The organism is Kitasatospora sp. NBC_00458, assembly GCF_036013975.1.
In the GTDB taxonomy this organism is placed as follows: Bacteria; Actinomycetota; Actinomycetes; order Streptomycetales; family Streptomycetaceae; genus Kitasatospora.
Genome location: NZ_CP107904.1, coordinates 6,468,731 through 6,482,166, shown reverse-complemented (window position 1 = coordinate 6,482,166; position 13,436 = coordinate 6,468,731). Strand labels below are relative to the sequence as shown.

The 13,436-nt window shown below is 74.1% G+C and carries 15 protein-coding genes; 9 read left to right on the top strand and 6 right to left on the bottom strand.

Features of this window, described 5'->3' with window-relative positions; all coding sequences use genetic code 11:
- Positions 1–125 precede the first annotated feature (125 nt).
- Entirely contained in the window at positions 126–455 is a 330-nt protein-coding gene (locus tag OG550_RS27080; RefSeq protein WP_327681814.1) for a trypco2 family protein, read from the top strand.
- A 113-nt stretch (positions 456–568) separates the two neighbouring features.
- On the opposite strand, the gene OG550_RS27075 is transcribed toward OG550_RS27080, so the two are convergent.
- The 4 genes from OG550_RS27075 to OG550_RS27060 form a co-directional block, all read right to left on the bottom strand.
- A complete protein-coding gene (locus OG550_RS27075) occupies positions 569–1,534 on the bottom strand; it encodes a hypothetical protein (protein ID WP_327681812.1) in 966 nt (321 codons plus the stop codon).
- 155 nt (positions 1,535–1,689) lie between these two features.
- The gene (locus OG550_RS27070; RefSeq protein ID WP_327681810.1) at positions 1,690–2,727 is read right to left on the bottom strand and encodes a TolB family protein; all 1,038 of its coding nucleotides are present in this window, start codon (positions 2,725–2,727) and stop codon (positions 1,690–1,692) included.
- Positions 2,724–4,211 carry an MFS transporter gene (locus OG550_RS27065; RefSeq protein ID WP_327681808.1) on the bottom strand — a complete coding sequence of 496 codons (1,488 nt, stop codon included), beginning with the start codon at positions 4,209–4,211 and terminating at the stop codon, positions 2,724–2,726. Before OG550_RS27065 ends, OG550_RS27070 begins: the two co-directional genes overlap by 4 nt.
- Before the next feature lie 5 nt (positions 4,212–4,216).
- A complete protein-coding gene (locus OG550_RS27060) occupies positions 4,217–5,104 on the bottom strand; it encodes an alkaline phosphatase family protein (RefSeq protein WP_327684174.1) in 888 nt (295 codons plus the stop codon).
- 523 nt (positions 5,105–5,627) lie between these two features.
- Here OG550_RS27060 and OG550_RS27055 point away from each other — a divergent pair.
- Positions 5,628–6,218, top strand: coding sequence for a cobalamin biosynthesis protein (locus OG550_RS27055; protein ID WP_327681806.1), 591 nt, complete (start codon positions 5,628–5,630; stop codon positions 6,216–6,218).
- Entirely contained in the window at positions 6,215–7,360 is a 1,146-nt protein-coding gene (cobC, locus tag OG550_RS27050; protein ID WP_327681804.1) for an Rv2231c family pyridoxal phosphate-dependent protein CobC, read from the top strand. The genes OG550_RS27055 and cobC overlap by 4 nt, the downstream gene beginning before the upstream one ends.
- A 37-nt stretch (positions 7,361–7,397) precedes the next feature.
- Here the strand turns inward: cobC and OG550_RS27045 are convergent, their stop codons facing one another.
- On the bottom strand, positions 7,398–7,886 hold the full coding sequence (locus tag OG550_RS27045; protein ID WP_327681802.1) for an SRPBCC family protein: 489 nt from the start codon (positions 7,884–7,886) through the stop codon (positions 7,398–7,400).
- 324 nt (positions 7,887–8,210) lie between these two features.
- Here OG550_RS27045 and OG550_RS27040 point away from each other — a divergent pair, with 324 nt between their 5' ends.
- The 6 genes from OG550_RS27040 to OG550_RS27015 all read left to right on the top strand — a co-directional run bounded on the left by OG550_RS27040 (position 8,211) and on the right by OG550_RS27015 (position 12,712).
- Positions 8,211–8,453, top strand: coding sequence for a hypothetical protein (locus tag OG550_RS27040; protein ID WP_327681800.1), 243 nt, complete (start codon positions 8,211–8,213; stop codon positions 8,451–8,453).
- Complete coding sequence (locus OG550_RS27035) at positions 8,425–8,955, top strand: DUF6879 family protein (protein WP_327681798.1); 531 nt, start codon at positions 8,425–8,427, stop codon at positions 8,953–8,955. Before OG550_RS27040 ends, OG550_RS27035 begins: the two co-directional genes overlap by 29 nt.
- Before the next feature lie 20 nt (positions 8,956–8,975).
- Positions 8,976–9,824, top strand: coding sequence for a helix-turn-helix domain-containing protein (locus OG550_RS27030; RefSeq protein ID WP_327681796.1), 849 nt, complete (start codon positions 8,976–8,978; stop codon positions 9,822–9,824).
- A 386-nt stretch (positions 9,825–10,210) separates the two neighbouring features.
- Entirely contained in the window at positions 10,211–10,369 is a 159-nt protein-coding gene (locus OG550_RS27025; RefSeq protein WP_327681794.1) for a hypothetical protein, read from the top strand.
- Between the two features lie 123 nt (positions 10,370–10,492).
- Entirely contained in the window at positions 10,493–11,419 is a 927-nt protein-coding gene (locus OG550_RS27020) for a hypothetical protein (protein ID WP_327681792.1), read from the top strand.
- Between the two features lie 36 nt (positions 11,420–11,455).
- Positions 11,456–12,712 (top strand): tetratricopeptide repeat protein, encoded by a 1,257-nt coding sequence (locus OG550_RS27015; protein WP_327681790.1) that lies wholly within the window; start codon positions 11,456–11,458, stop codon positions 12,710–12,712.
- A 175-nt stretch (positions 12,713–12,887) separates the two neighbouring features.
- Here the strand turns inward: OG550_RS27015 and OG550_RS27010 are convergent, their stop codons facing one another.
- On the bottom strand, positions 12,888–13,427 hold the full coding sequence (locus OG550_RS27010; RefSeq protein WP_327681788.1) for a hypothetical protein: 540 nt from the start codon (positions 13,425–13,427) through the stop codon (positions 12,888–12,890).
- Between the last annotated feature and the right edge of the window lie 9 nt (positions 13,428–13,436).

The following is a 13,436-nucleotide window of genomic DNA, read 5'->3' as shown; positions in this document are numbered from 1 at the left end:
GCACGGGGCACGGGGCCGCACGGGGCCGCCCCGGCGGATTCGCGGCGGGCGGGGTTCCGGTCGGGAACTCCGCTCCCCGGCGGGCGCGTTGATCCGGCACCGGACACGTGGAACGAGGGGGCCCGATGGACATTCCGCTGGTGGACGCGGTCGCGGCGGTGCGCGACGAACTGATGGCGGCGGCGGCGCGCGGGGCGGGACAGGACGTGGTGTTCGCCGTCGGCCCCGTGGAGATGGAGTTCGAGGTCGAGCTGAGGGCCGACGCCAAGGCGAAGGCCGGTTTCAAGCTGTGGGCGGTCGGCGCGGAGACCGAGGCCGGGGTGTCGCGCGGCCGCACGCACCGGGTGTCGTTCACCCTGACCCCGCGCAGCGCCCACGGCGGGGACCTGCTGATCAGCGGCTCCCCCGACCGCCCCGACGGCCCGGGTGACACCAGCCGCCGCATCCCGGACTGAGCACGGCGGGGCGCAGGGGCCGAGCCCGGTCGGGCCGGTCGGGCGGGGCGGTCCGGGCCGAGGGCCGGTCGGGCGGGGCGGTCGGGGCCGAGGGCCGGTCGGGCGGGGCGGGCTCAGCCCGTGGCGCGGACGTAGATGTCGGCCGCGCCGGGGAGCCCGCCCGGCACCGTCGCCACGTAGATGCGGCGGACCGTCGACGGGCGCGCCGGGGTGGCGGTCGCGGCGGGGCTCGTCGGGGGCTGCTCGGGCACCGGGGTCGGCGACGGCTCGGGCGTCGGGGACGGTTCGGAGGTGGTGGTGGACGCCCGGTCCGGGCCGGGGACGTCGCCCGGGAAGGCCGGTCCGTAGTCCTCCTCGTCCTCCTCCGGACCGATGGCCGCCCCGGAACCGGCGGAGCCGTCCGAGTCGACGGAGCCGCCCGGATCACCAGGACCGCCCGGATCACCGGAGCCGCCGGGACCGGCGGAGCCACCGGGAGCGGCCGGGTCGGCGGTGGCCTCCGGCAGGACCGTCCCCGTGGCCTCGGGCGCCACCGTGCCGGTGGGCGTCGGCGAGGGCGCGGGGGCCGGTTCCGCGCCCTCGGGGGTGCGGGTCGCCGTCGGACCGGCACCCGGCTCCGGGACGGGCCCCGCGGACGGCCAGGCGAGGGGCTCCGAGAGCTCGACCGCCGAATCCGGCTCGTCACCGCCCAGCGCCTCCACGAGGTCCGGGGGCAGCTCCGTGGTGGCCCCGGGCGCGGGCAGGTCGTACGTCCGCAGGAAGTCGCCGACGCCGACCTCGCGCCCCCCGCCGAGCCGGTAGTGCAGGTACGCGACGGGAACGCCCTCCGGCGTGCGCGTGTACACGGCGCCGACCGGCACGTAGTAGCGCCCGGCGCCCGGATGCTGGGAGGGGTGCAGGCCGGCCAGCAGCTCGGCCCGGTCGCGGTCGGTCTCGACGACCCCGCGGCCGACGGTGAGGGCGTTGACGCCGCGCACGGCGAGGGCCGCCATGACGGCGACGAACAGGACGAGCCCCATCGCGATCGTCCGGCGCAGCACGGGACGGCCGTGCAGGGCCGGCCAGGAGTCGCTGGACATGCGCTGCTCCGGCGACAGCCCGCCGTCGGGCCCTCGTTGGCTCACTTTTCCTGCTCCCCCGGTCCGTCGACGTGGCGGCGCGGCGTCGCACCGCCACTCCTAGTGCTCGACGTGGACCCTACGCTTGAAGTTCCGGGTCGGACCAACCAGCCTGATCAGCCCAGATAGGCCGGGGCCACCGCCGCGTCCAGGAGCCGCCGGGCGGCGCCCGTGCCGTCGGCGGGAACGGTCCACAGGTCGGCGCCGAAGTCGCCGGGCAGGGCGTAGAGGAGGTCGGCGCCGCCGGACCAGACGGCCTGGTCGTCGATGTTGCGCTGCTCGGCGGTGGCGGTCTCGGCCATGGTCGCGAGATCGAGGACGTAGAGCCGCCAGGGGGCGTCCTCGGAGGCGCCGGGGACGCGCTTCTTGTAGGCGATCCGGGTGCCGTCCGGGGACAGCGACGGGCACTCGACGTTCTGGTGGAGCGTGGTGAGGGTGCGGGCGCCGAGGTCGCCGCGGACCAGGTACGTCCGGCCCCCGGTGGCCGCGGTCGCGTAGAAGACGTCGTCGTCGGCGAAGGTCACACCCCAGATGTTGACGTCGGGTGCGCGGTACGGCCTGCCGTCCTTGACCAGGTCGAAGGTCTCCAGGTTGTCCCTGAGGTTCCCGTCGCGGACGTCGACGATCGACGTGCGGGTGGAGAAGTCGGTGCCCGCGTAGGAGTCGCCGCTGACGAAGACCGTCCAGGCGGCGAGGTGGCCGGACGGCGAGACCCGGGAGCGGGTCGGGATCCCGGCGGCGGGGTAGGAGCGCAGCTCGCGGAGGTGGTCGTCGAGGACGACGGCGCGGTAGGTGTCCTGGAGGGCGCCGCGCTCGGCCTGGAGGCAGATGCCGGTGCCGGCGGCGGCGTGGAAGCGCAGGCAGTGGACGCCGGAGGCGGTGCGCGGGCCGTCCGGGTGCTCGGCGGGGACGGTGGCGATCTCGTCCCGGTGCGGGCCCCAGGCCATGTTGCGGAAGACGAGCTCCCGGGAGGCGGGCGCCCGCAGCGACACCGCGCCGCGGGTGACGACCGGACCGCCGGGCCGCGCCCGGTCGCGGTCGGCGGAGCGGTCGGCGGCGTAGCGGACGGCGCCGGTGCCGACGGCGCCGAGGAGGACGACGGCGGCCAGCAGGATCAGCACCCGGGTGCGGTTCCGGAGGGGGGCGGTGGTCACGAGGGCACCTCGGGGTCGGTCGGTCCGGGGGTGGCGGGGGCGGTGGCGGCTTCGGCAGTGCGGGTGGCGGCCGGTGCGGCCGGTGCGGCCGGTGCAGTCGGCTGCTCGCGGAGGACGTACGCCGCCCCGGCCGCGCAGCAGGCCAGCGCAGCCGCCGACCAGGCCAGCGCGGCGGTGCCGCCGACCGCGCTCCACAGCGCGCCGAACGCCAGCGAGCAGGCGAACCGGGCGAGCGCCTGACCGGTGCCGACGAGCGCGAGCCCGGCGCCGCGCTGCCCGGCGGGGACGGCGTCGGCCGCGGCGGCGGCGAGGACCCCGTCCGTCGAGGCGTAGAAGGCGCCGTGCAGCACCAGCACGCAGACCACCGCCGGCAGCCCGCCGAACGGCGAGAGCAGCAGCCCGTAGGCGAGCAGCAGGAGCCCGTGGCCCGCCAGGAAGAGCCGGCGCCGGCCGATCCGGTCCGCGAGGGCGCCGAGCGGGACGGCGAGGAGCAGGAAGGCGGCGGCGGTGCCGAGCGGGAGCAGCGGGAAGTACTCCGTCCCGAGGCCGAGCCGGCGCTGCACGAGCAGGTAGAGGAAGGAGTCGCTGACGGTGGTGAAGCCGAGCAGGACGGCGCAGAGGGTGAGGCGCCGCAGATTGGGCAGGCGGAGCAGCGCGAGTCCGTCCCGCAGGCGCGGGGGGCCGTCGGCGGTGTGCGGAGCGGCTGCGGTCCCCGGCCCGTCGGCGGCCCCCGGGTCGTGGGCGGTCCCCGGGTCGTCGGCGGCCCGGCGGTTCGGTACGAAGAGCAGCAGCACCAGCACGCCCATCACCGCGACGCAGGCACTGACCGCGAACACCGCCTGGTAGCCGTGCTGCTGGCCCCCGTCGGCGAGCAGCGGGCCGCCCGCCGTCCGGAGCACCAGGAAGGCGGTGAGCGGTCCGAGCAGCGCGCCGGCCGTGTCCATCGCCCGGTGGACGCCGAACGCCCTCCCCCGGTGGGCCGGTTCGGTGGCGAGCGAGATCATCGCGTCGCGCGGCGCGGTGCGCAGGCCCTTGCCGGTGCGGTCCACGGCGAGCACCGCGCCGATCAGCGGCACGGTGTGGACGAGCAGCAGGAGCGGCTTGCAGAGCGCCGACAGGCCGTAGCCGATCGCGGCGACCGCCTTGTGCCGCGGTGCGCCGTCCCGGCCGCGGCGGTCGGCGAGGTGGCCGCCGGCCAGCCGGACGAGGGCGCTGAAGCCGTTCTGGATGCCGTCCAGCAGTCCGAAGCCGAGCGGGGAGAGGCCGAGCCCGGTGAGGAGGTAGAGCGGCAGGACGGCGCTGACCATCTCGGAGGAGACGTCGGTGACCAGGCTGACGGTGCCCAGCGCCAGGACGGTGCCGGGCACGGCGGCGCGGGCCGCGCGGGTGCCGGGTGCCGGTTCGGCGGCGGCCTCCCGCCGCCCCGGCCGGGAGGCGGCCGGGGCGGCGGGGGCCTTGGAGCTGCGGGAGTCCGCGACGTACACGGGTGTCAGTTCCAGATGCCGGTGATGGTGGTGGCGGTGGCGGCGTTGCCCGCGTGGGCGGTCAGCCCGGCGAGGTCCTCCAGCGTGCGCAGCACGTTGTAGTGGTTGTAGGTGGTGGCGGTGGTGGCGCCCGGCGTCACGTGGGCGCCGTAGAAGACGGTGGGGATGCGGTTGCCGGAGAGCCGGTTGTCCTCGTCGAAGGTGACGACGAGGATGCTGTTGTTGGCCTTGGCCCAGGTGGCGTACGCGCCGAGCTTGTTCTTGATCCAGGTGTCGCCGGTGGAGACCGAGCAGTCGTGCATGTCGTTGCAGAGGTCCGGCACGACGAAGGAGACCTTCGGCAGGCTCGCGAAGTCCGTCGGGAACTGCGTCATGGTGTACGCGGTGTTGGTCGGCACGTTGGTGAAGCCGAACCACGGGTTGTGCTTCTGCGCGTACTTGCCGCTGGAGCAGACGGTCGAACCCTGGCTCGGCAGGCCCTCGTTGTAGCTGCCCCAGGTCTTGCCGGCGGCGATCAGCTCGGAGGCGAGGTTCGGCTTGTTGATCGAGCCGACCGGCACGCAGCTGTCGTCCGTGCGGCCCTGGTTGGAGCCGGAGAACAGCTGGTAGTAGTTGGGCTCGCTGGGGTGGGTGAGCCCGAACGACTGGGTGAGGGTGGCGCCGCCGGCCTTCAGGGTGTTGTTGATGTACGGCGCGCTGGAGCTGCCGATGATCTGCGAGTAGGCGTGGTTCTCCAGGACGACGACGACCACGTGGTCCGGCGCCGGGAGGGCGGCGGCCTGCGCGGCGGTGCCGGTGGCGGCCCACTGGCCGAGCGAGCCGGCGACCAGGCCGAGGCCGGCGGCCAGGGCGGTCAGGGTGCGGCGGCGGGGCTTCGACCCGGTCGCGCTCATGTCAATCGACTCGGGGGGCAGGGGCGTCTCGGACATGGGTGTCCTCCGTGCGTCGGGAGCGGCCGGGCCGGGGAGGCGGCCCGGCCGCGAGGGGGAACTGCCGGCGGGGAACTGCCCGGTGCGGAACCACCGGGGCGGAGCGCCGCAAACAGTAGGAGCCGAACGGTGGCGCGGGCCCCGGCCGCGACATGAAGAGAAGGCGAACAGCGCCCGCAGCCCCCGGCCGAAAGTCAAGCGCAGGTCACAGCCCCTCCGATTGACCCGTCCGTGACGACCGTGGTGGGATTTCCGCAGCCCTGACCGCTCTGACGTGGGCGTTCGCGCCGCCGCCGGCCGGACGTTCACCGACCGCCACGGACGGTCGCCGACCGTGGCCGGCGCGGACCGGTGCGGACGGGCCCGGTTCGGCCCGCCCGGGCCCGCGGCCGGATGTCGGGCAGGTGACACGGAGAAGTCGGACGTGAGCAGGGCGTGGGATGGACGTGAGCTGGGCGTGAGCGGTCCGGTCGGGAACGGTTCGGGCGTGGACGGTCCCGGGGCGGGCGGTTCGGGCGCGGACCGCGCGGACGCGGATCGCGCGGACGCGGACCGCTCCGGCGTCGGCGGTACCGGCGTCGGCGGCTCCGGCGTCGGCCGTACGGGCGCGGACGGCGCCGGGTTCCTGGTCGTCGGGGTGGGCGCCCGCGGCTCGGCCACGGCACCCGAACTGCTCGGGCTGATCCGCCGGGCACTGGCCGAGGCCGACCCGCCCGGCGCTCCCGGCACTACCGGCACTACCGTCGCCCTGATCGCCACCCTCGCCGGCAAGGCCTCCCACCCCGCCGTCCGCGCGGCCGCCGCCGAACTCGGCGTTCCGGTGGCCGAGCACCCGGCCGACGCACTGGCGGCCGTCCCCGTGCCGCATCCGTCCGCCCTCGTCGGCGCGGCGGTCGGGGCGGCCGGCGTGGCCGAGGCGGCCGCACTGGCGAGCGCACCCGGCGGGGAGCTCGTCGTACCCAAGCGGAAGTCCCCGGCCGCGACCGTCGCCGTCGCCCGGCTGCCGCACCACCCCGCCACCCCGTCCTCCCCGTCCTCCCCGTCCGCCTCGTCCGCCCCCGCAGGAGACCTCCCATGACCCCCGCGCGCCCCGTCTCCCCCGCCTCCCCCGCCCCGCAGGGCTCCCCCGCCGGGGCGACCGGGGCCGGCGAGCCCGATCTCCGCCACCACGGGGACGCCGAGGTGCGCGCCGACGGGGCCGGCCTGACCGACCTCGCCGTCAACGTCCGCACCGGCACGCCCCCGCAGTGGCTGCGCGACCGCCTCACCGCCACGCTCGCCGACCTCGCCGCCTACCCCGACGGCACGTCCGCGCGGGCGGCGGTCGCGGCCCGGCACGGGCGCCCGGTCGACGAGGTGCTGCTCACCGCGGGGGCCGCGGAGGCGTTCGTCCTCCTGGCCCGCACTCTGACGGCCCGTCACGTCGCCGTGGTCCAGCCGCAGTTCACCGAACCAGAAGCCGCCCTGCGGGACGCCGGACACACCGTGCACCGCGTCCTGCTCTCCCCCGCCGACGGCTTCCGGCTCACCCCCGGCGCGGTGCCGGAGGAGGCCGACCTGGTCGTGATCGGCAACCCCACCAACCCGACCTCCGTCCTCCACCCGGCCGCCGACGTCGCGGCCCTCGCCCGGCCCGGCCGCACCCTGGTGATCGACGAGGCGTTCATGGACACCGTGCCCGGCGAGACCGAGTCCCTCGCCCCGGCGCGGGACCTGCCCGGCCGGGTGGTCGTCCTGCGCAGCCTCACCAAGACCTGGGGCCTGGCCGGCCTGCGGATCGGCTACGCCCTCGGCCCGGCCCCGCTGATCGCCGCCCTCGCCGCCGCCCAGCCGCTCTGGCCGGTCTCCACCCCCGCGCTGGCCGCCGCCGAGGCCTGCTCCGCCCCGGCCGCCCTCGCCGAGGCCGAGGAGGCGGCCCACGAGCTGGCCCTCCGGCGCGACCACCTGCTCAAGGGCCTCGCCGCCCTGCCCGCCGTCCGGGTGCACGGCGAGCCGGCGGCGTCCTTCGTCCTGATCGAACTGCCGGGCGCCGACGCCGTCCGGGCCCGGCTGCGGGAGGTCGGCTTCGCCGTCCGCCGGGGCGACACCTTCCCCGGCCTCGGGCCGGACTGGCTGCGGATCGCCGTCCGGGACGAGCCGACCACGGACCGGTTCCTCACCGCGCTCGGGACCGCCGTCGGAGCAGCGGCCGGGACGGCCCCGGGACAGTACGCGGGGTGACCGCCCGCCCGTGGGCGCGCGGCCCGCGGGCCTCCGCTCAGGCCCCGTCCGGGCCGCCGCCCCGGGGCGAGCGCTCCACCGAGGCCGCCACGTCCGCGAGGTCCTTGGCGATCGCCTTCGCCGCCGCCTTCGCCCCCAGCCCGCCCAGCAGCCGCGCCACGAGCGGCAGCTTGTCACCGTGCTGCGGCCGGGCCGAGAAGGTCATGGTCACGGTCGTCCGCCCCGGGGTGTGCTCCGCGAGCCGGAACTCCGCCACGTAGCGCATGCCCGAGTTGTCCGCCTCGGTGACGTACCGCGCCGGGGCGTCGCAGACCGTCACCCACATCTCCTCGGTGGCCGACTTCCCGAGCATCCGCCGGGTCTCCCGCCAGCGGGTCCCCACGCCGAACGGGCCGGGCGTGAGCACCTCCACCGAGTCCACACCGCTCAGCACCCGCGGCATCGACTCCAGGTCCGTCATCGACGCCCAGACCCGCTCCGCCGGGGCCGCCATCTCGCGCGCCACCGAAACATCACGCTGTCCCATGCTTCGCAGTGTCCCCCGCCCCACCCCACCGCGCGAGGCGTCGCCCCCGGCGAACCTCCGGACCGGGGCGGGGCCGAGTCCCGGGTCGCCCCGCCACTGCGAACGCCGGCGCCGGGCCGACGACTCGGTCCGGTACCGCGAAGGTTCGCCGTACCGGACCGACCGCCCGGGCGTGGATCGCGGTCGGTACAGGCAGAAGCGTCAGACACCGGGGGGCGACCACAGATGCTGTGGAAGTCCTGACAGGGGGAGCCTCCAGGGCGGAGCATGGGCACTGGCTCGGGTCCGCAACCGAGCGCAACCGGCTCGACACGGGAGGATCGGATGGCACTACGGTTCGTCGCGAAGGATGAGAAGTCGGGGGATCACGGCTCTCCCACTGTGTGGGTGGACCCGGAGACCAGGGACTTCGTCATCCAGGGTTGGAGGATCGACGAGGCGACGACGGCGGATTGCCTGGCTGACGGTCCGATCCCGGATCATGAGACCGTGGTCCGCATCCCCGCCCGCATGGCCAAGGCGCTCAAGGAGGCGTTGGATGTCGCAGAGCTTGAGCAGCTTCGCTGACCTCTTGAGATCGGCGCGGAAGTCGGCGGTCCACCTGGAGCTGCGCGATGTCTATTCGGTGGACGCCGAGGACGAAGGCTTCCGGGCCTGGAAGTCCGGTCACCGGCTCGACCCTTCCGACCGCACGTCGTGGTGGAGGCCCTGGCTCGACCTCGTCCAAGAGGTAACCGCCAACGGTGTCTCCTTGCGACGAGCCAGGGTCGTTTCGGAGCCCGCCAGCGAGTACATCCGGTACGAGCACTCGTTCACGTTCACCAACGTGGCCGGTGGTGAGGAGGTGAGGTGGCTCCCCCGCCGGGATGCCTCCGATCTTCTGCTGCCCGGAAACGACTTCTGGCTGTTCGACGGCAGGATCGTCCAGTTCAACATCTTCGACGGCGACGGCCGATGGGTGCACACGGATCAGAGCGACGATCCCGCTGTGACACGGAGCTGCGCGGCAGCCTTCGACGCCGTGTGGGAGCGCGCCGTCCCTCACGAGGCATTCGGCATCGCCGAGTAGTCACCGCAGCCGGCCAGTCCATGTCCTCTTCTCCCCTCTCCAGTGCCCGAGCCGCACGGCAGGCGCTCGCCGATCAGCTCGACCGGATCCGGCGGGACGCCGGGCTTTCAGGGCTTGAACTGGCCGCGCGGTGCGGGTGGCACAAGTCCAAGTCGTCCCGCATCGCCCGCGGTCTCACGGTCCCCTCCGACAGCGACATCCGCGCTTGGTGCACGGCCTGCGGTTCTGCAGAGAGGGCAGCGGATCTCATCGCGGCGTCGCGCACTGCCGAGTCGATGTACACGCAGTGGCGAGACCTTCACCGCGACGGCATGAGACGGGTGCACCAGAAGACGTTGCCGCTCTACCAGCGGACACGAAGATTCAAGGTGTACGCCTCCAACGTCATGCCGGGGATGACCCAGACGGGCCCGTACGCAACCGGGCTTCTTCGTTCGATCACCACCTTCCAGGGCACCCCGGACGACGTGGAGGACGCGGTCGAGGCCCGACTGAAGCGGTCCCGGGTGTTGCACGATGCCGGCAATCAGTTCGCCCTGATCCTGGAAGAGGCTGTTCTCTACTACGGCGTCTGCGACGACGAGGCACTCGCTGGTCAACTCGACCACTTGCTGGGGATTGCGTCCCTTCCGAACGTCTCCGTCGGAGTCATCCCGTTTCGGGCTCGCCGGACCGTCTGGCCGCTCGAAGCGTTCTACGCATTCGACGAGAGCCTCGTGGCAGTCGAGACGCTGACGGCGGAGATCAACGTCACGACCCCCGGTGAGATCCGCACCTACCTCCGCGCCTTCGCCGAACTGGCCAGGGCCGCCGTGCACGGAGCCGAAGCCCGAAGCCGAATCACCGAGGCCCGCAGCGCTCTCGGGTGAACCTGTGCAACCGCGTGCAACTTCGTGGCACCGTCTGTAGTCGACTCCCTACGGTCTATCACACACCCCCACCGCCACGGCGAAGGAGGACGGACCGATGGCGAGACGCAACCCCAAGCGTGAGTACCGCGAGGTCGTGACCGGCCCGAGCAAGGTCGAGTCGGCGCAGCTCCCCGACCGGTGAAGCCCGCTGGACGACCACCGGGCGGCCAGCGGCTCGCGCAGTGCCCCTCGACGGTCCGGCGGCTCTGGGCTACCAACGCCGCTGCCGGCTGCCTATGAACTCCCGGCCCTGGAAGGACGCTTCCAGTCGACTGGGACGCACCACCCCGCGCTACTGCCCGCCCATCTCCGGACGGGCAGAGCAAAACCGATGGGAGAAGCACATGAGCGACATCAAGCGGGCCCCGGAGGTCGCCGACCTGACGCGGCGGCCGGACCACTCCGTCCCGGACGGCGACTTCGCGCCGGAGGTCACCGGGCTGACCCGCGCCTTGGACCACATGGTCCCGGACGGCGACTTCGCGCCGGTGCCCGAGAGCTGATCTCGGTCCCGAGGTGAAGCCGCCTCGTCGGCGGCATGGCGGGTCGGCTCGGCGTGAAGAGCCGAGTCGGCCCGCTCCCCTCTCGCTCCGCCCTCTGTACGCACCGCCCAAGGAGAGTCCACCGTGTCGACCACGATCGCCCCCCGCGTCCCGCCCGGCTCCTTCTTCGACCTCACCCGCAACGACCCGGAACTGACCCGGCTCCGGGAGGAGGGGGCCGAGGCGGCCCTCCCGTTCGCGCTGATGGGCCGTATCCTGCGCTCGGGCACCCCCTACGCGGAGCACGCCCGCGCCCTGCGAAGCGAGCGTCTGAACGTGGCCGGGGCGACCTTCGACTGGTTCGACGCCGAGCTGCCCCGCGAGATCGGCGACGACGTGAACCTGGCGAACTACCGCATCGTGGAGCACACCGACGAGCGGCGTGCAGTGCTGACGGCCGCGCTGGACCGCCTGGCGCTGGTCCACCCCGAGGGCTTCGACCGCCTGCGAGAGTTCGTCCGCGGCATGCTGTGGGTGGGTCTCAAGCCCGGTGTCCGCTCCTCCTCGTTGACCAGTTCCAGCGACCCGGCACTCCCGTACGTCATCGTGTTCTCCGACAAGGCCCGGCACCATATCCCGCCGAACACCGTCAGCCCGGAGGCGTCCCCCCGCTTCCTCGCGGAAAACCTGCTGCACGAGGGAGCACACCAGTCGATCGCCCTCCACATCCACCAGCACCAGGTCTTCACCGACGGGTACTCGTCCGAGACCTCCCCCAAGATCGAAATCGCGTGGCGGGCCGGGCAGGGCGTCGTGCGCAACCGGTTCTGGGAGATCGACCGCGCCTTCCACGCGATCTGCGTCTACAACCAGTTGTTGCGGTTCCGCCGCACCGAGCTGGACCGTGACGACCTGACCGCCGCCGAGCGTACGAGCTTCCGGAGCGCCTACGACGAGGGGCTGCCGGCCGCCCGTTACCTCATGCGCGAACTCGAAATCCTGGTGGACCACTTCACCCCGCACGGGGTGGACCTGCTGACCGGCCTGCGCCAGCAGGTCGACCGGCTGTAGTGCCAGGCTGACCGCAACCGAACGAGGGAAGGCGCCGTGCTCCAGCACCTCATCACGCAGGACGAAGACCTGCGGATGGTCCCCACCGACCGGGCCGGGCTGATCGCCGCGGTGGACCGGCTCCGGGTGGAGTTGTCCACCGGGCCCGATCCTGACCGGACCCGCGTCCTGACCCGGTGGATCGGCATCGCCCAGATGAGCCTGGGGAACCACGACGAGGCCCGCACGTTCCTCCGCCGGTCGCTGGAACTGGCCGTCACCAGGGGGAACGTCCGGGCCGTCATCGCCACCGAACTCAACTTCGGCGACGCCCACCGCTACGCCGGCGACGTCGAGACCGCGGACGCGCTCTACCGCAGCGCCCTGGACACCGCGCGGGGCAAGTGCCCGGAACTCCTCGACTTCGCGTGCCAGCACTTCGGCAAGCACCTCATGGAGCGCGGTGACCTCACCGGTGCCCGCGCACAGCTGCAGGAGGCGCTGCGACTGCGGATCGGCAGGGGCGACACCGAACTCGTCGAGTCCACGCAAGCCGCACTCGACCGGGTCGACGCGCTGATCGGCAGCGCCACCGCGCCGGCACCGGCCGTCGCCGCACCGGGCGAGTGGAGCCGCCGGTGGACGGCGTGGCTCCAGGCCCACACCACCGTGGGCGACCCGACCCGGTGGCACGAGGACCTCCGCGCCCTCCGGGGCGCGGTGCGGAGCCTCGCCGTGCACCAGCGGGTGCAGCCTCGCCACCTGTCGGACCAGCCGTTTCCCGCCCAACTGATCAACGCCATGGCGGCCGAAGCCGAGAAGGCCCTCGCCACCGACGGCTACCGGCACAACGGCAAGCGCAACGCGGCCGTCGGCGAGGCCGCGAGCCGCTTCGTCACCCAGGTCGACCTCGCCGCGCTCGTCGCGCAGTCCACCCGCCTGGACGTCGAGCCGCCTCACACCGGCGTCTACATCGGCTACACGGAAGGGCAGTCCCTCGACTTCCATGTGGACGAGGCCGGACTCGGCGAGGCCAACTTGATCATCTGCCTCGCACGCACACGCCGTGCCGGGACGGCCAAGGCCAGCACCACCGTCTTCATCAGCGCCGCCGGCTACCTCGAATGCGACCTCGCCGTGGGCAGCGGAGCCGTCTTCGACGGAGCGCTCACGCCGCACGGCCGCACGCCCCTGGGCACCGGGGAGGGCATCACCCTCATCAGCCTCGGCTTCCGCGCACGGGACCGGGCAAGGCGCGCGCTGACGGACCTCCCCCCGGTACCGGCGTGGCCCCCACGAGTCGGCCGCCACTGAGCCGGCCGCCCTCTCGCGCGCCACCGCGACGTCACGCCGTCCCATGCCTCGCGGTGTCCCCCGCCCCACCCCGCCGCGCGAGGCGTCGCCCACCCGGCGAACCACCGGGCCGGGCGGCGCAGGTCACGGGGGCACGCCGCGATCGCGTGGCGCCCGGGGGCGGCCGGTACCCCGATCACCCCGCCCCGGTCGCCGCCCATTCCCGCAGGGTGGCGAAGTCGCCCTCCCGCAGGCCGAGTCCGGGGTCGACCCGCAGGACGAGCGCCGGGCCCGGATGGTGGGCCGCCACCCAAGCGGAGTCCTGCGGCCCCACCTCGTCGTCCACCCAGACGAACGGACGGCCGGCCGCCCAGGCGACCAGCGCACGGGTCTTCCAGTGCAGCCCGTCCGGGTCCTCCTGGTGGAGCTGCGGCCAGACGATGTACGGGAGTTCGGGCAGCCCGAGGAGCGGGGCTATCCAGGTGTTCGCCTCCGCCATCCACGTGGTCGCCCACACCAACTCATAGGGGAGCGCGAGGAGTTCCGGCCCGTGGTCGGGGTTGATCCAGAGCCGCAGCGGCCGGACGCGCTCGGCCGGCCGCTGCGGGAACCGGGCCACCCAGGAGTCCGGCCGGACCCGGTGGGTCCCGTACCCGGCGGGCCGCCGGTGCGGCTTGGCGGCGTACGGGTTCAGCGGCCCGTCGACGTCGAGGAGGAGGAGCGGCAACGGCTTCATGGGGTGAAT